We start from the raw sequence: 15,885 nt of genomic DNA, 5'->3' as shown, positions 1-15,885 counted from the left end.
CAGGCCGGCGGCGTACGCCACCGCGCGGCCGGCAACCTACTCGGCGAAGTTGCGCAGGATCTCCGGCGCGGGCATCGGGCGGCCGAGCCAGAAGCCCTGGCCCTGGTCGCAGCCGCGCTCGCGCAGGACCTCGTACTGCCCCTCGGCCTCGATGCCTTCCGCGACGACCGTGATGCCGAGCGAATGCGCCATCGCGATGATCGCCGAGGTCAACGCGAGATCGTCGGGATCGCGCAGCACGTCGGCGACGAAACTGCGGTCGATCTTGACCCCGTCGACCGGCACGCGGCGCAGGTGGCTGAGGCCGGAGAAGCCGGTGCCGAAGTCGTCGAGCCAGACCTTGACGCCGGTCGCGCGCAGCCGCGACAGCAGGGCGCTGGCCTGCACCTCGTCGCCGAGCACGGCGGTCTCGGTGAGTTCCAGGTGCAGCTGTTCCGCCAGCAGGCCGGTCGCGCGGAGGGCGCTGGCGACGACGTCGGGGAGGTCGCCGGTGCGCAGCTGCCGCGGCGAGATGTTGACCGACACGAAGGGCTTCTCCTGGCCCGGCTGCGACCAGCTCGCGGCGTCGCGGCAGGCCTGCTGCAGCACGTTGCGGCCGAGCGCCTCGATCAGGCCGCTCTGCTCGGCGACCTCGATGAACACCGACGGCGGCACCACGCCCAGGCGCGGGTGGTCCCAGCGGCACAGCGCCTCGGCGCCCATCAGGCGGCCGTCGGCGAGGCGGAAGATCGGCTGGTAATGCACGCTCAGTTCGCCGCGTTCCCAGGCGCCGCGCAGCTCCTCCTCGAGGCGGACACGGCGTTCGACCGCCTGGTCCATCGCCTTGCTGTAAAAGCGGTAACAGCCCTTGCCGGCCAGCTTCGCCTGGTACATCGCGATGTCGGCGTTCTTCAGCAGCTGCCCGGCCGAGGTCGCGTCGAACGGGAACAGGGTGATGCCGACCGAGGCGCCCAGGAAGACCTGGCGCCCGTGCAGCAGCAGCGGCCGCTGGATCTCCTCGATCAGTTCCTCGGCCAGGCGACCGGAGGCACTGCGGATGTCCTCGGCGAGGTAGAGCACGATGAACTCGTCGCCGCCGAACCGGGCGATCTCGGCCGTGTTGCCGCCGATGCGCTCGACCGCCAGGCGGATGCGCATCGCCAGCTGCCCGAGCACGTCGTCGCCGGCCTCGTGGCCGAGGGTGTCGTTGACGCGCTTGAAGTCGTCGAGGTCGACGAACAGCAGCGCCAGCTCGCCGCTGCTGGCCTGCATCGTCAGCAGGCGCTCGTCGAGGCTCTCGCGGAAGGCCAGGCGGTTGGCCAGGCCGGTCAGCGAATCGGTATAGGCCATGCGGCGGATGTCGCGGTCGTGCCGCGCCACCGCCTCGCTCATCCGCGCGAAGGCGCGCACCAGCTCGCCGATCTCGTCGCGGCGGTCGGAATGCACGTCGACCTCGGCATAGCGCCCCTGCTCGATGCGCGCGGCGGCCTCGGCCAGGCCGGTGATCGGCTGGACGATGCGCCGCTGCAACAGCGCGGTGGCGCCGAGCCCCAGCAACACCAGGCAGCCGAGCAGGAGCAGCAGGCCGACCAGGTGTTCGTTGCTCGCCGCCTGCAGGCGCTGCGCCAGCGGCTCGAGCACGTCGCGCTCGCGGGCCGTGGCGTTGTCGCGCGACAGGCCGACGCGTACGCCGCCGATGCGCTGGCCGCCGATGCGGATCGGTGCCGCGACGTCGAGCAGCTTGCTGCTCCACTGCGCATGCACGCCGTCGGCGTTCAGCGCCTCGAAGGCCATCGGGTCGGACATCGGCTGGCCGAAGGCCGGTATGTCGCCGGAACCGTCGTGCACGACCTGGCCGTCGGCGTCGTGGATGATCACGTAGACGACGTCGGGCTGGCGCAGCGTCGCCCGCGCCAGTTCGCCGAGCGTCGCCAGGTCCATGTAGTACATCGGGTTCGTCGCGGCGTCGGCGAGCTGGCTCGACAGCGTCTGGCCGCGGCCGAGCAGGCCCTCGCGGGTCAGTTCGCGCACGGCGCCGGCGCTGAGCTCGCGGGCATCGGCATTGCTGCGCTTCTCGTGCCACCACAGGCCGGCGAACAGGGCCGTCACCAGCAGCAGGATCGCCGCCATCAGCAGCAGCATCTCGCCACGCAGGCCCAGCCTCGGCGCGCCCTTCATTCCAGCGCCTCGCGGACGCGGCGGGAGCCGCGCCGCAGCTGGTCGAGGGCGGCGTCGGTGGAGGCGTCGCTCTCGTAGAAGCCGGTGGTGCGGAAGAACTGGCGCAGCGCCTCGCGCGCCTGCGGGTCGCTGCTGGCGCCGAGCAGCACCTCGCGCAGGCGTTCGGCCACCCGCGGGTCCATGCCGCCGGCGACGATCTCCATCGCCCGCGGCACCGGTTCGCTGGTGTGGATGATCACGAGGTCGCGGCGGAAGGCTTCCGACATCCGCTGCAGCGATTCCCAGTCCTGGTCGCTGAAGCCACCGGCGTCGACCAGGCGGGTGTGCACCCAGGCCGCGAGGTTGGTGTCGGTGTTGGCGAACACGTAGCCGACGCTGCCCGGATCCGCGCCTTCCATCGGCGACACCATCAGGCTCATCGGCAGGCCGCGTTCGAGCAGGTCCATCGCCGGCACCACGTAGGCACTGGTCGAGGCCGGCGACTGGAAGGCGATCGTGCGTCCGAGCAGCTGGCCGATGTCGGTGATGCCGGAATCGCGGCGGGTGAAGATCACGCTGCGGTATTCGCGCGAGCCGGAGCGTTCGGTCAGCAGCAGCGGCCGGGCGCCGGCGCGGTCGACCAGCAGCAGCCCCATCGCCGGCGTCTCGGTGACCCAGTCGACCTTGCCGCGGCGCAGGTAGCTCATCATCTGCTGCGGGTCGCGGGCCATCAGCACGCGGCCCTCGCGGATACCGACGGACTCCATGCGCGGCACCACGTAATCGAGCAGCGGTTGCAGCTGTTCGTGGTGCTGGCGCGGGTCGTCGCTGATGCGGCCGAGCACCAGCACCCCATCGGCGGCCGACGCCGGCAGCGCCGCCGCCATCGCGAGGAGGAGGCACAGCCGGCGGATCGCGCCTCGGAAGAGGCCGGAATTGCGCGGGGTCACGAGGGCGGGGGGAACTCGTACGGGACGCGGCTACTGTATTCGCCGCGTGAAAACCGCGCTAGCCGCCCTCGCCTTCGCCGGCGAGCCGGGCCATGCGCTCGGTGTCGGCGAGGATGCCGTGCAGGATGCGCAGCTCACGGCGGTCCGGCGCCGCGCGCAGGTAGAGCCGGCGCAGCCGCGCCATCACCCGGTCCGGCGACTTGCCCTTGTGGAAGTCGATCGCGTCCAGGGCCGCGTGCAGGTGGCGGAAATAGCGCTCGAGCTCGTCGATGGTCGCCGGCGGCTCCTCGTCCTCGCCGGGCGGGGCCACCGGCACCGGCGCGATCGTCGCGAGGCCCTCGCCGACCGGCGCCAGCGCCGCCAGCCGCAGCTCGTAAGCCAGGACCTGCACGGCGGCCGCCAGGTTCAGGGAGCTGTAGTCCGGATTCGTCGGGATCGTCACCGTCGCGTGGCAGCGCTGCAGTTCTTGGTTCTCCAGGCCGGTGCGCTCACGGCCGAAGACCAGGGCCACCGGACCACGGGCAGCCGCGGCGACCAGGGCCGCGGCCGCCCCGCGCGGCCCGTGCTCGGGCAGCGGCACGTGGCGACGGCGGGCGCTGGTGCCGATCACGAGGTGGCAACCGGCCAGCGCGGCATCGAGGTCGGACTGCACCCGGGCCGCGTCCAGTACGTCGTCGGCCCCGGCCGCCAGGGCCACGGCCTCGGGGTGTGGGAAACGCTCCGGCGTGACCAGGTGCAGCTCGGACAGGCCCATGGTCTTCATCGCCCGCGCCGCCGAGCCGATGTTGCCGGGGTGCTGGGTGCCGACCAGGACGATGCGGACCCGCGGCAGCGTTCCGTCCGGATCGGTATTCATGCTTTCGCGGGTTCCGCTCACGGGTGACCTGCTATCCTTGCGCGGCGCCGGCTCGACCGGCCCTTCGTTCTTCATCCAATCCAGCGGTCATCCGGACGGGCCCATGCAAAAACCTGTCGTCAACGTCATGGTCAAGGCGGCCCGTGCTGCCGGCAACCTGATCCTGCGCCACGTCGGCAAGCTCGACGCGCTGAACGTCTTCGAGAAGTCGAAGCAGGACTACGCCAGCGAAGTCGACGCCTCGGCCGAGGCCGAGATCATACGCGAGCTGCGCCGCGCCTTCCCCGAGTACGGGATCCTCGCCGAGGAATCCGGGGCGATGGGCAAGGGCCGCTACACCTTCGTGATCGATCCGCTGGACGGCACCTCGAATTTCCTGCGCGGCTTCCCGCATTTCTGCGTGTCGATCGCCGTCGTCGAGAACGGCGAGCCGATCCACGGCGTGATCTTCGACCCGCTGCGCAACGAGCTGTTCACCGCCTCGCGCGGTTCCGGCGCCCTGCTCAACGACAAGAAGCTCCGCATCGGCGAGCGCAAGGACCTCAAGGGCGCGATGCTGGTCACCGGCTTCCCGCCGCGTGAGCGTGCGCGACTGGCGCCGCAGCTGGCGGCGATCGAGGCCCTGCTCGCCGAGGCCGAGGACGTGCGCCGCACCGGTTCGGCCGCGCTGGACCTGGCCTACGTGGCCTGCGGCCGGGTCGACGGGTATTTCGAGGCCGGGGTGAAGCCCTGGGACATCGCCGCCGGCATGCTGATCGTGCGCGAGGCCGGCGGGCGGGTCTGCGATTTCCTCGGGCGCAGCGAGCGGCTGCTCACGACCGGCGCCTCGACGCAGATCGTCGCCGGCAATCTCAAGCTCTCCGACGCGCTCCAGAAGTCCCTCACCGCTTCCGGCTACACCGCGGCCTTCTCCGTCTGATTCCCGCTTTCGCGCTTTGCGGTCTGGAGCGGGTGCGGGGCGTCCCCGCGCCGCCCGCGCGAACCGCAAGCTTTTTTCCTCCGCGTGGCTCGGAAAAAACTTGCGGCCCGCACGGTCGCCGCGGCCGGATCTCCTCGCCGCTCCAGAGGCGCGCAGCGCGCGCGTGCTGCAGGCGGAACCCGTAGCGGTGTCGGGCTGCGCCCGGCGCCCCTGTGACCATCCGGAAATGGCGGCGGCCCCGACTTGCTGCCTGCGTTCGCCGCTGCTCTGGCGTGAGAAGCGGGGCTGCGGCTTCGGGGCCGGGAACTTCATTCGGATCACGACTCGTGGAGTGCCGAGCCGAACGCGGCCGATGGCGCGGGCTTGCTGGGGTCGGCCGTTTCGCTGCGGCGTCGGTCTTCGGATGCCGGGCGGCGCGCGCCGGTTGATGCGGCCCGGCTTCTACGTCGTTGCCGAAGCCCGACAACGGGCGGAGCAGGATCGCGGCGAACACCGGCGCCGCGTCCGCGTTCGGCTCGGCACCCGCCGGGTCGTGAGCCGGAACTGGTTCCCGGTGACGAAGCCGGGCGAGCACGCTTCCGCGCCGACGACTGCAGGCGCGACGCCGCTACGAAGATCCGGAAAGACGCCCGCCGAATCAATCGACCCGACGCGTCGAAGCTGAACCCGCCCGCGCCAGGCAAAAGCCGGCGAAAGCATTTCCCCCGGCGCCGACGTGCAACGAGCCCGGCCTCCGCGCAGGACACGAGTCTTTTCCGAGCCGCGAGGAGGAAAAGAGCTCGTGCCCTGCGCGGAGGCCGGGCCGATGAACCAACAATGCGCCGAGGGAAACGCTTACGGGCGGCGGGCGAGTTCGGCGTCGAGGTCGGCGCGGGCCTTGGGCAGGAGGTCCTGCTTGGTGACACCGAGCGCCAGCAGCAGCGGACAGGCGACGAGGATCGAGGAGAGCGTGCCGATCACGATGCCGATCATCTGCGACTCCGCCATGCCGGTCAGCGAATTGCCGCCGTACAGATAGAGCGCGAGCACCGTCAGGAAGGCGACGAACGAGGTGATCACCGTACGCGACAGCGTCTGGTTGATCGAGCGGTTCAGCACTTCCTTCGGCTCGAGCTTGCTGAGCAGGCGGAAGTTCTCGCGCACGCGGTCGAAGACCACGATCTTGTCGTTGATCGAGAAGCCCATCACCGACAGCACGCCGGCGAGCACGGTCAGGTCGAACTCGTGCTGGCTGAACGCGAACCAGCCACAGACCAGGGCGATGTCGCCGAGGGTCGAGACCACCGCCGCGACCGCGAACTTGAACTCGAAGCGGATCGCGATGTACGCGAGGAAGCCCAGCGCCACGAACACGGCGGCGTAGATGCCGTTGAGCGCCAGCTCGTTGCCGATCTGCGGACCGACGAAGTCGCTGCGCACGACCTTGCCCGGATTATCCGCGGTCTGTGCGACCGCGAGGATCGCGGCGCCGACCTTCTCGCTCGCGGGCGCCGATTCCAGCGGGCGCTCGTCGTCGGTTTCCGGCGGCTGCAGGCGGATCACGAGGTCGTCGCCGGCGCCGAAGGTCTGCACGATCGGGCTGGAGTAGCCGGCGGCCTCGAGGCGCTCGCGCACGCCCTCGACGTCGGCGGGCTTCTCGAACGCGATCTCGACGACGGTGCCGCCGGTGAAGTCCAGCGCGTAGTTGAAGCCCTTCGTCGCCAGGCCGACGAAGGCGACCAGCACGAGCACGAAGAAGATCGCCATCGCCGGCTTGCTCGCCGACATGAACTTGATGTTGCTGTTGGACGGGAACAGTTCCACGTTCGCTCCTGCAGTTCCGTCAGATCGCCAGGCCGGTCAGCTTGCGCCGACGGCCGTAGATCAGGGTGGCGATGCCGCGCGACACCGAGACCGCGGTGTACATCGAGGTCAGGATGCCGATGATCAGGGTGACGCCGAAGCCGCGGATCGGGCCCGAGCCGAACACCGCCATCGCCAGGCCGGCGAGCAGCGCGGTGACGTTGGCGTCGGCGATCGTGCCGGAGGCCTTGTCGTAGCCGTTGACGATGCTCGTCAGCGGTGTCATGCCGTTGCGCAGCTCTTCGCGTATGCGTTCGTTGATCAGCACGTTGGCGTCGACCGACATGCCGACGGTCAGGGCGATGCCGGCGAGGCCGGGCAATGTCAGGGTCGCGCCGATCACCGACATCACCGCGATCACCATCAGCAGGTTCAGCAGCAGCGCCAGGTTGGTGACGATGCCGAACATCTTGTAGTAGATCAGGAAGAAGATCAGCACGAAGCCGAACGACCAGAACACCGCGGTGAGGCCGCGCTCGATGTTCTCGGCGCCGAGGCTCGGGCCGATGATGCGTTCCTCGATGATCACCATCGGCGCCGCCAGCGAACCGGCCTTCAGCAGCATCGCCAGTTCGGTCGCCTCGGTCATGCTGTCGAGGCCGGTGGTCTGGAAGTTCTTGCCGAACACGCCGATCAGGCGGGCGGCGTTGATGACCTCGGCCTCGGTGCGCGAGGTGATCACTTCCTCGCCGTTCACGACCCGCACTTCCGGGATCGTCTCGATGTAGACCGCCGCCATCTGCTGGCCGACGTGGTCGCGGGTATGCGCCAGCATGCGGTTGCCGCCGGCGTTGTTGAGTTCGATCGCGACCGACGGGGTGCCGCTCTGGCCGTCGTACTGCGAGGTGGCGTTGACCAGCTGGTCGCCGGAGACGATGACGCGCGACGACAGCAGGATCGGAATGCGGCTGCCGTCCGGCGCGCGCTGGCGCATGTAGTAGAGCCTGGCGCCCGGCGGGATAACGCCGGTGCGCGCGGCTTCCATCGCCTGCACGCCCTCGGCGACCACATGCCGGTATTCGAGGGTCGCGGTGGCGCCGATCATGCGGCGGGCCCCGGTGGTGTCCTGCACGCCGGGCAGCTGCACGACGATGCGATCCTCGCCCTGGCGCTGGATCACCTGCTCGCCGACGCCGAGGGCGTTGATGCGGTTGTCGAGCGTCGTGCGGTTCTGCTCGATCGCGTCGCTCATGATCTGGTCGATCAGCGCCGGCGGCATCGTCGCGACGATGCGGCCCGGCTGCGCGGTGCTGGTCTCGACGACCAGTTCCGGCACCTCGCGCCCGAGCGCGGCGCGGACGCGGTCCGTGCTCTCGTTCTCGCCGAGCTGGACCACCACGCCGTTCCCGTTGCGGGCGACGCTCTGGTAGGAGTAGCCGCCGGAACGCAGCAGCGCCGAGATCTCCTCGACGAAGCCGTTGGCGCGCTTCTCGATCGCCGCCTCGCGGTCGACCTGCAGCAGGAAGTGCACGCCACCCTGCAGGTCCAGACCCATCGACATCGGCTTGCCGCCGAGCGAGTCGAGCCACGACGGCACCGTCGAGGCCAGGCTCAGCGCGACCGTGAACTCGTCGCCGAGGGCGGCGTCGATCGCGTCCTTGGCCTTCGTCTGCGATTCGGCGTCGGCGACCCGCACCAGTACCTTGTCGTCCTCGATCGCGATGTCGGTCGTCGCGACCTGCGCCGCCGTCAGTGCGGAGCGTACCCGCTCCACGGTGCCGGCGTCGGCGGTGCCCCGGTTCAGCGCGACCTGCACCGCAGGTTCCTTCGGATACAGGTTGGGCAGCGAGTACAGGGCCGACAGCGCGATCACGATCGCGGCGACCACGTATTTCCAGGTGGAGTACTGAAGCATGGGCGACAACCGGTAGCGGCCCGGTCAGGGCCGAGGGTGGATCGGATGGGGGTGGCTCAGGCGGCCTTCAACGTGCCCTTCGGCAGCACCGCCGAAACGGCGCCGCGCTGGACCTTGATCGCGACCTTTTCGGCGACCTCGACGGTGACAAAGTCGTCGCCCACATCGGTGATGCGCCCGGCGATGCCGCCGGTGGTCAGGATCTCGTCGCCCTTCGCGAGCTTGGAGACCATCTCGCGATGCTCCTTCGCGCGCTTGCTCTGCGGGCGGATGATCATGAAGTACATCAGCACGAAGATGATGATCAGCGGCGCGAAGCCCAGCAGGCCACCACCGGGCGGGGTGCCGGCGGCCGGGGCGGCGGCGGCGGGGGAAATCAGGAAATCGAGCAAACTCATGGACTTGCACTTCCCAAGGCGACAACAAGCGGGCAAGTATGCCACACCCCCGCCCACTCGCCCGGGCCCCTCGCCTGTCCCACCCAGGCCTGCGGCTACGTCGCCCAGGCCCGGTTTTCTGCGGCGCGCCGGGGACCGACCCACATCAGCGCCCGCGACGGGCGTCGCCCGATGCGTTGGCGGCGCCTCTGCGGACCCGCCCCATGCCGGCGACCGGGGCGTCACGGCGGCGATCGCGCCAGCCAGCGGTGACCGCGGTGCTTTCGATGCAGGAAGGGTGCGTCCCGTCCCTGGAGGTACGGGAATCGCGCCACGAGCGGAGCCTCGATCATGTGCCGGGCCGAACTGCGCCGCCGCCCCCTCCCCCCGCTCCGCCGCTTGCCAGTCCTTCGGCCACGGTCGCGCGCCTGCGGCGCGGCGCGGCGCCGCCGCGCGCGTTACGGGTCCGAAGACCGACGCCGCAACGAAGCCGCGAAGGTCGCGGACGCCGGCGCCTCCGGCCACGTTCGGCCCGGCACACGCCGAGTCGTGATCCGGATGAGGTTCCCGGCGGCGATGTCCGGGACGCCCGCTCACCGCGATGCAGGCTCCGCGGTCACCGCTGGCTGGCCCGATCGCCGCCGTGGCAGCCCGGTCGCCGGCAGGGGGTGTGTCCGCGAACACGCCGCCAACGCATCGGGCTTCGCTCGTCGCGGGCGCTGACGCCGGTCGATCCCCGGCCCGCCGCCCGGCCAATCGGCCCCGTCCTCCGCGAAGGCCACGAGTTTTTTCTGAGCCGCGCGGAGGAAAAAAGCTCGTGACCTTCGCGGAGGCCGGGGCGACCTACCCGCGCAGGCCGGGGCGACGTACCCGCGCAGGCCGGGCGACGTACCCGCGGAGGCCGGGGCAGCGCGAGCGGCTAGCCGGAGCCCGTCGCGCGCGTGGCGTGGAACGCGGCGCGGAACTCGGCGAAGGTGCCGGCGTCGATCGCGGCGCGGATGTCGCGCATGAGCTGCTGGTAGTGGTGCAGGTTGTGGATCGTGGCGAGCATCGACCCGAGCATCTCGTTGCAGCGGTCGAGATGGCGCAGATAGGACCGCGAATAGCCGCTGCGGCAGGTGTAGCAGGTGCAGCCCTCCTCGATCGGGCGCAGGTCGTGCTCGTACTTCGCGTTGCGGATGCGCACCTGGCCACCGCGCACGAAGTAATGGCCGTTGCGGGCGTTGCGCGTCGGCATCACGCAGTCGAACATGTCGATGCCGCGCGCGACCGCCTCGACGATGTCCTCGGGCTTGCCGACACCCATGAGGTAGCGCGGCCGGTCGGCCGGCAGCTGCGGGCACAGGGCCTCGAGCGTCGCCTCGCGTTCTTCGGCCGGTTCGCCGACGGCGAGGCCGCCGACCGCATAGCCGTCGAAGCCGATGTCGATCAGTCCGGCCGCCGAGCGCGCGCGCAGGTCGTGATGGGTGCCGCCCTGGACGATCCCGAACAGCGCGGCGTCGTTGCCTTCGTGGGCACGCTTGCTGCGCCCGGCCCAGCGCAGGCTGAGTTCCATCGACTTCTTCGCGACCTCGTGCGTGGCCGGATACGGCGTGCACTCGTCGAAGATCATCACGATGTCGGAGTCGAGCGCGCGCTGCACCTGCATGCTCACTTCCGGCGACAGGAAGACGCGGCTGCCGTCGGTCGGCGCCGCGAAGGCGACGCCCTCCTCGGTGATCTTCCGCATCTTCGCCAGTGACCAGACCTGGAAACCGCCGCTGTCGGTGAGGATCGGCCCGTTCCACTTGCAGAAGCCGTGCAGGCCGCCGTGCGCCGCGATCACTTCGATGCCGGGGCGCAGCCACAGGTGGAAGGTGTTGCCGAGGATGATCTCGGCGCCGGTGTCGCGCACCGATTCCGGCAGCATCGCCTTCACCGTGCCGTAGGTGCCGACCGGCATGAACGCCGGCGTCTCCACGGTGCCGCGCGGGAACGTCAGCCGGCCGCGGCGGGCGGCGCCGTCCGTGCCCAGCAGCGCGAATGCCATCCGGCTCATCGCGATCCTCCCGTTGTAGGAGCGCCTTCAGGCGCGATGCCGTTTCGCGAACCGTCCATCGCGCCTGAAGGCGCTCCTACAGGAGGAACAGGGGCGGCGGGGGGAAACAGCAGCATCGCGTCGCCGTAGCTGAAGAAGCGGTAGCGCTCGCGCACCGCGTGCGCATAGGCGGCGAGGATGCGCTCGCGGCCGGCGAAGGCGGACACCAGCATCAGCAGGGTGCTCTCGGGAAGGTGGAAGTTGGTCAGCAGCGCATCGATGCTGCGCACGCGCTGGCCGGGGAAGATGAAGATGCGGGTCTCGCCGGCGAAGGGCTTGAGCACGCCGTCGCGCATCGCCGTTTCCAGCGCGCGCACGACGGTGGTGCCGACGGCGATCACGCGGCCGCCGGCGGCACGGATCTTCGCGACCTGGGCGCAGAGTTCGGCGCCGACGTTCAGCCATTCGGCGTGCATCACATGCTCGTGCACCGATTCGGCACGCATCGGCTGGAAGGTGCCGGCGCCGACATGCAGGGTCACATGCCCGAATTCGACACCGCGCGCGCGCAGCGCTTCCAGCAGCGGCGCATCGAAATGCAGGCCGGCGGTCGGCGCGGCGACGGCGCCGCTGTGGCGCGCGAACAGGGTCTGGTAGCGCTCGCGGTCGGCGTCCTCCGCCTCGCGCTCGATGTAGGGCGGCAGCGGCAGCCGGCCGGCGCGCTGCAGCAGTTCCTCGAGCGGCTCGGCGGTGTCGAAGCGCAGACGGTAGAACTCGCCCTCGCGGCCGAGCACCTCGATCGCCGTGCCCTCGTCGAGCACGATGCGGCCACCGGCCTTCGGCGACTTGCTCGCGCGCACCTGGGCGATGACCTCGTGGCCGCCGAGCAGGCGATCGATCATCACCTCGACCCGGCCACCACTCTCCTTGGCGCCGTGCAGCCGCGCCGGGATCACCCGGGTGTCGTTGAAAACGAGCAAATCGCCCGGGCGCAGGTAATCCGGCAGGTCGCGCACCTGCCGGTCCGCATACGGTGGCGCGTCCGGCCCGACCACCAGCATGCGCGCCGCCGAACGCTCGGGCAGCGGCTGCTGCGCGATCAGTTCCTGCGGCAGGTCGTAGCGGAAATCGCTCTTCTTCACGGAATGCGGCCGGTTCGGGGGGCGCATTATCGCGGAAAGCGTAGTTCGTAGTTCGTACGAGGTACGAGGTAGTCAGAAGCCCGCCGCTGCTGCCTTTCCTGCCTCGTACCTCGTACGAACCACGAACTGCCCGTCAAAGCCATCCACGCGCACGGGCGGTCCGGTACGCCTCGATCCGGTTGCCGGCGCCGAGCTTGCCGATCGCTTCCGAGAGGTAATTGCGCACGGTGCCCTGCGACAGGTGCAGGCGCTGGGCGATGTCGGCGCTCTTCATGCCTTCGCCGGCCAGGCGCAGCACCTGGCGTTCGCGTTCGCTGAGCGGGTCCTCCTCGCCCCAGGCGGCGACCGCGAGCTGCGGGTCGATCGCGCGGCCGCCGGCGTGCACGTTGCGCAGCGCCGCCGCCAGCTGCGCCGCCGGCGCATCCTTCAGCAGGTAGCCGCGCACGCCGGCGTCCAGGGCGCGGCGCAGATAGCCGGCGCGGGCGAAGGTGGTCAGTACGACGACGCGGGTCGGCAGGTCGACATCGCGCAGCTTCAGCGCGAGGTCGAGGCCGGTCATGCCGGGCATCTCGATGTCGGTGACCAGCAGGTCGGGCCGGTGCGCGGTGAGCGCCTGCCAGGCGGCGTCGCCATCGCCGGCCTCGGCGACGATCTGCAGGTCGCCCTCGAGGCCCAGCAGGGCGGCCAGGGCGCCACGCACCATCGCCTGGTCCTCGGCGAGCACGATGCGGATCACGACGGCTTTCCTACGGGGTCCGTCCCCGTTCCTACGGGGTACGTCCCCGAGGCAAGGGTCAGCGCCGTCGGCGGCAGACGCAGCAGCAGCCGGGTGCCGCCGCCCGGCGGGCTGTCGATTTCGAGGGCGCCCCCCAGCGCGGCGAGCCGTTCGCCCATTCCGGCGAGACCGTTGCCGGCCCGGCCGACGCCGCCGCGGCCGTCATCGGCGATGGCCAGACGCATACCCCCGGCGTCGGCGCGCAGTTCGACTTCGACGCGGCGCGCACCCGCATGCCGGATCACGTTCGTCACCGCCTCGCGCAATGCCATCGCCAGCGTGGACTCCACCGCGGCCGGAAGCTCCACCGGGGCCAGCTGCTGGTCGAGGCGGATCTCGGCCGACAGCAGCGCCAGCCGCGCCGCCGCCAGCTCGGCCTGCAGCCCGGCCGCGCGGATGCCGACCACCGCCTCGCGGACCTGCGCCAGCGCCTGCCGCGCCACCGTTTCGACCTCGCCGATCTGCCGGCGCGCCGCGTCCGGATCGGGCCCGACCAGACGGCCGGCGAGCTCGCACTTCAGCGCGACCACCGACAGCGTGTGCCCGAGCAGGTCGTGCAGGTCGCGGCCGATGCGTTCGCGCTCGGCCAGCGCCGCCAGCCGCGCGACCTCCTCCTGGCTCAGCTTGAGCTCGGCATTCCTGCGCGTGCGATCGCGTTCGACCAGCACGCCGACCAGCACCAGGCTCGCGATCACCGAGATCATCACGATGTAGCCCAGCGCGAGGCCGAGGTTCGGCATCACGAATACGAACTCGGCCGCCGTCGCCGCCAGCAGCGCGATCGCCAGCGCGACCGCGGTGCGCGGCCGCAGCACGACGCCGGCCATCGCCACCGCGTAGATCACGAAGGTGTTGCCGCCGGGATTGAGCGGGATCAGCGCGAAGCCGAGCGCGGCGACCACCGCGATCAGTCCGCGCCAGCGCACCGGGTCGCGATGGAACGCCACGAACATCGGCACGAACAGCGCGACCGCGAGCAGACTGGTCCACAGCGCCCGCGCCGGATGCTGCGGCCAGAAGAACAGCGGCAGGAACACGAACACCAGGTAGGCGAGCTCGATCGCCGGGCGATGCGCCGGCGGCGCCGGCTTCTCGGTGCTCAGGCGGGCGGTCATGCGGGTCCTGCGGGGCACGGGAGTCGGCGCGACCTTAGCGGATTTCCACTGATTTCGCGGGCCTCATGGCCGGCCCTCACTTCGCGCGCAGCCGCAGCGCGGCCAGCGACAGGAACAGCAGCGCGGTCGCCAGCAGCACGCCGGCGTGCAGGCCGTAGTCCACGTCCTGGGCCTGGCCGACGACCCCGAGCGCCATCCGGCCGAGGTGCCAGGCCGGCCAGACCAGCGCGAGCTTCTGCACGAAGGCCGGGAACACGAACAGCGGCATCCACAGCCCCGACAGCAGCGCCATCGGCAGGTAGACCAGGTTGACGATCGCGACCGAGGCCTCGCCCTTCGCCAGCGTGCCGATGAACAGCCCGAGCGCGCAGAACGGCAGCGTGCCGAGCAGCAGCACGGCGAGCAGCTTCAGCCACTGTGCCGCGCTCAGTTCGACGCCCCCGAACGCGGTCGCGCACAGCGCCAGCAGCCCCGTGACGACGGCACCGAAGGCCATGCTCATCGCGAATTTGGCGACGAAGTAGGCCGAAACCGGCATCGGCGACACCCGCTTGAGCTCGAGCCAGCCCTGCTGCCGCTCGATCGCGAGGCCGACGCCGAAGCCGAACAGGGCCGGACCGATCACGCCGAAGGCGCCGTAGGTCGCCATCAGGTAGGCGGCCTTGTGCAGCCCGCCCCACTCGCCCGGCACCAGCACCGCGAACACCAGGTAGAAGATCACCGGAAAACACAGCGTCGGCAGCGCGAACGCCGGCTGCCGCAGCACCTTCAGGAATTCGTACCAGGCCTCGAGCAGGTGGATGCGCAGCAGCGAAGGGCGGCCGGCGCCGGCCGGGATGACAAGGGTCGTGGCGTTCATGCGCTCACCTCGTCGTGGCGTGCGGCGGGTGCCGCGGTCAGGTGCAGGAAGGCGTCCTCGAGGCTCTGCTGGCGGACTTCCAGGCCGTGCAGCTGCGGATCGGCGGCGAACCAGCGGCGCAGCAGCGCCTCGACATCGTCGCAGCTCACGTCGAGGCGGCCGTCATCGCCGATGGCGACCGTCCGCACGCCGTCCCAGGCGCGCAGATCTTCCGGCGCCAGCGCGCTGAATCCGTGCACGCGGCGGGCGCTCGCCCGCGCCTTCAGCGCCGCCGGGCTGTCGTCGGCGAGCACCCGGCCACCGGCCATCAACACGATGCGGTCGGCCAGCGCATCGGCCTCCTCGAGGTAGTGCGTGGTCAGCACGATCGCGGTACCGCCGGCGCGCAGCGCACGCAGCACCTGCCAGAAGGCGCGGCGCGCCTCGACGTCCAGTCCGGTCGTGGGCTCGTCGACGAACAGCAGCGGCGGCCGGCCGCAGATCGCCAGCGCGAACTGCACGCGCCGCTGCTGGCCGCCCGACAGCGCGCCGTAGCGCCGCTTCGCCAGCGCTTCTAGCCCCGCCAGGGCCAGGGTTTCGGCGAGCGGCCGCGGATCGCCGTAATAGCTCGAGAACAGCCGCACGTGCTCGTCGACGCGCAGCGTGTCCGGCAGCTGCGTGTCCTGCAGCATCACGCCGATGCCGCGGCGCGCGAGCGGGTCGCGCGGGTCGCGACCGAACAGTTCGGCCTTACCCTCGTCGCAGCCGATGCGGCCGGTCAGCAGGCCGAGCGCGGTGGTCTTGCCGGCACCGTTGGCGCCGAGCACCGCCAGCACCTCGCCGGCGCGCACCTCCAGCCCGACGCCGTCGAGCGCCCGCACCGCCCCGTAACGTTTGCCGGCCCCGCGCAGTGCGGCCAGCGGCATCGATCGATCCATCCCGTTCATGTGCCACCTCCTGGCCGCGCACTCTCGGCTTCGGCGGCTTTCGCGGTCAGTGGATGCCGTCACGGGTTCGCGTGACATTCGTCAGGCGCCCCTCGCCCCGCCCCCCCGAGGATGGT

13 protein-coding genes are annotated in these 15,885 nt (G+C 70.9%); 1 reads left to right on the top strand and 12 read right to left on the bottom strand.

Features of this window, described 5'->3' with window-relative positions; genetic code table 11:
- Positions 1-36 precede the first annotated feature (36 nt).
- The 3 genes from K311_RS0112820 to K311_RS0112810 form a co-directional block, all read right to left on the bottom strand.
- Positions 37-2,157, bottom strand: a complete 2,121-nt coding sequence (locus K311_RS0112820) for a putative bifunctional diguanylate cyclase/phosphodiesterase (protein WP_026817640.1) — start codon at positions 2,155-2,157, stop codon at positions 37-39.
- Complete coding sequence (locus tag K311_RS0112815; protein ID WP_051240134.1) at positions 2,154-3,023, bottom strand: phosphate/phosphite/phosphonate ABC transporter substrate-binding protein; 870 nt, start codon at positions 3,021-3,023, stop codon at positions 2,154-2,156. The genes K311_RS0112820 and K311_RS0112815 overlap by 4 nt, the downstream gene beginning before the upstream one ends.
- A 121-nt stretch (positions 3,024-3,144) precedes the next feature.
- The gene (locus tag K311_RS0112810; RefSeq protein WP_026817638.1) at positions 3,145-3,942 is read right to left on the bottom strand and encodes an RNA methyltransferase; all 798 of its coding nucleotides are present in this window, start codon (positions 3,940-3,942) and stop codon (positions 3,145-3,147) included.
- A gap of 103 nt (positions 3,943-4,045) precedes the next feature.
- Between K311_RS0112810 and K311_RS0112805 the strand changes: the two genes are divergently transcribed.
- Positions 4,046-4,861, top strand: coding sequence for an inositol monophosphatase family protein (locus K311_RS0112805; protein ID WP_026817637.1), 816 nt, complete (start codon positions 4,046-4,048; stop codon positions 4,859-4,861).
- A gap of 834 nt (positions 4,862-5,695) precedes the next feature.
- Here the strand turns inward: K311_RS0112805 and secF are convergent.
- The 9 genes from secF to K311_RS0112760 form a co-directional block, all read right to left on the bottom strand.
- Positions 5,696-6,628, bottom strand: coding sequence for a protein translocase subunit SecF (secF, locus tag K311_RS0112800; RefSeq protein WP_154659562.1), 933 nt, complete (start codon positions 6,626-6,628; stop codon positions 5,696-5,698).
- Positions 6,629-6,683: 55 nt separating this feature from the next.
- Positions 6,684-8,558, bottom strand: a complete 1,875-nt coding sequence (gene secD, locus K311_RS0112795; protein ID WP_026817635.1) for a protein translocase subunit SecD — start codon at positions 8,556-8,558, stop codon at positions 6,684-6,686.
- Positions 8,559-8,614: 56 nt separating this feature from the next.
- Positions 8,615-8,956 carry a preprotein translocase subunit YajC gene (yajC, locus tag K311_RS0112790; RefSeq protein ID WP_026817634.1) on the bottom strand — a complete coding sequence of 114 codons (342 nt, stop codon included), beginning with the start codon at positions 8,954-8,956 and terminating at the stop codon, positions 8,615-8,617.
- Positions 8,957-9,854: 898 nt separating this feature from the next.
- Positions 9,855-10,973: a tRNA guanosine(34) transglycosylase Tgt gene (gene tgt, locus K311_RS0112785; protein ID WP_026817633.1), complete on the bottom strand. Its 1,119-nt coding sequence runs from the start codon at positions 10,971-10,973 to the stop codon at positions 9,855-9,857.
- Complete coding sequence (gene queA / locus K311_RS16955) at positions 10,970-12,121, bottom strand: tRNA preQ1(34) S-adenosylmethionine ribosyltransferase-isomerase QueA (RefSeq protein ID WP_081683456.1); 1,152 nt, start codon at positions 12,119-12,121, stop codon at positions 10,970-10,972. Before queA ends, tgt begins: the two co-directional genes overlap by 4 nt.
- A gap of 106 nt (positions 12,122-12,227) precedes the next feature.
- The gene (locus tag K311_RS0112775; RefSeq protein WP_026817632.1) at positions 12,228-12,830 is read right to left on the bottom strand and encodes a response regulator transcription factor; all 603 of its coding nucleotides are present in this window, start codon (positions 12,828-12,830) and stop codon (positions 12,228-12,230) included.
- Positions 12,827-13,984, bottom strand: a complete 1,158-nt coding sequence (locus K311_RS16950) for a sensor histidine kinase (protein WP_051240128.1) — start codon at positions 13,982-13,984, stop codon at positions 12,827-12,829. The genes K311_RS0112775 and K311_RS16950 overlap by 4 nt, the downstream gene beginning before the upstream one ends.
- Positions 13,985-14,060: 76 nt before the next feature.
- Positions 14,061-14,843, bottom strand: a complete 783-nt coding sequence (locus K311_RS0112765) for an ABC transporter permease (RefSeq protein WP_026817631.1) — start codon at positions 14,841-14,843, stop codon at positions 14,061-14,063.
- Positions 14,840-15,769 carry an ABC transporter ATP-binding protein gene (locus K311_RS0112760; RefSeq protein ID WP_026817630.1) on the bottom strand — a complete coding sequence of 310 codons (930 nt, stop codon included), beginning with the start codon at positions 15,767-15,769 and terminating at the stop codon, positions 14,840-14,842. Before K311_RS0112760 ends, K311_RS0112765 begins: the two co-directional genes overlap by 4 nt.
- Positions 15,770-15,885 lie beyond the last annotated feature (116 nt).

The sequence above is a fragment of the Arenimonas composti TR7-09 = DSM 18010 genome, from assembly GCF_000426365.1.
Taxonomy (GTDB): domain Bacteria; phylum Pseudomonadota; class Gammaproteobacteria; order Xanthomonadales; family Xanthomonadaceae; genus Arenimonas; species Arenimonas composti.
The sequence above is the reverse complement of the archived record's forward strand: the minus strand, read 5'-3'. Positions and strand labels throughout refer to the sequence as shown.

Coding starts and splice junctions, on each gene's coding strand:
- K311_RS0112820 (WP_026817640.1), bottom strand. CDS start 2,157: ATGAAGGGCGCGCCGAGGCTGGGCCTGCGTGGCGAGATGCTGCTGCTG.
- K311_RS0112815 (WP_051240134.1), bottom strand. CDS start 3,023: ATGGCGGCGGCGCTGCCGGCGTCGGCCGCCGATGGGGTGCTGGTGCTC.
- K311_RS0112810 (WP_026817638.1), bottom strand. CDS start 3,942: ATGAATACCGATCCGGACGGAACGCTGCCGCGGGTCCGCATCGTCCTG.
- K311_RS0112805 (WP_026817637.1), top strand. CDS start 4,046: ATGCAAAAACCTGTCGTCAACGTCATGGTCAAGGCGGCCCGTGCTGCC.
- secF (WP_154659562.1), bottom strand. CDS start 6,628: ATGTCGGCGAGCAAGCCGGCGATGGCGATCTTCTTCGTGCTCGTGCTG.
- secD (WP_026817635.1), bottom strand. CDS start 8,558: ATGCTTCAGTACTCCACCTGGAAATACGTGGTCGCCGCGATCGTGATC.
- yajC (WP_026817634.1), bottom strand. CDS start 8,956: ATGAGTTTGCTCGATTTCCTGATTTCCCCCGCCGCCGCCGCCCCGGCC.
- tgt (WP_026817633.1), bottom strand. CDS start 10,973: ATGAGCCGGATGGCATTCGCGCTGCTGGGCACGGACGGCGCCGCCCGC.
- queA (WP_081683456.1), bottom strand. CDS start 12,121: ATGCGCCCCCCGAACCGGCCGCATTCCGTGAAGAAGAGCGATTTCCGC.
- K311_RS16950 (WP_051240128.1), bottom strand. CDS start 13,984: ATGACCGCCCGCCTGAGCACCGAGAAGCCGGCGCCGCCGGCGCATCGC.
- K311_RS0112765 (WP_026817631.1), bottom strand. CDS start 14,843: ATGAACGCCACGACCCTTGTCATCCCGGCCGGCGCCGGCCGCCCTTCG.
- K311_RS0112760 (WP_026817630.1), bottom strand. CDS start 15,769: ATGAACGGGATGGATCGATCGATGCCGCTGGCCGCACTGCGCGGGGCC.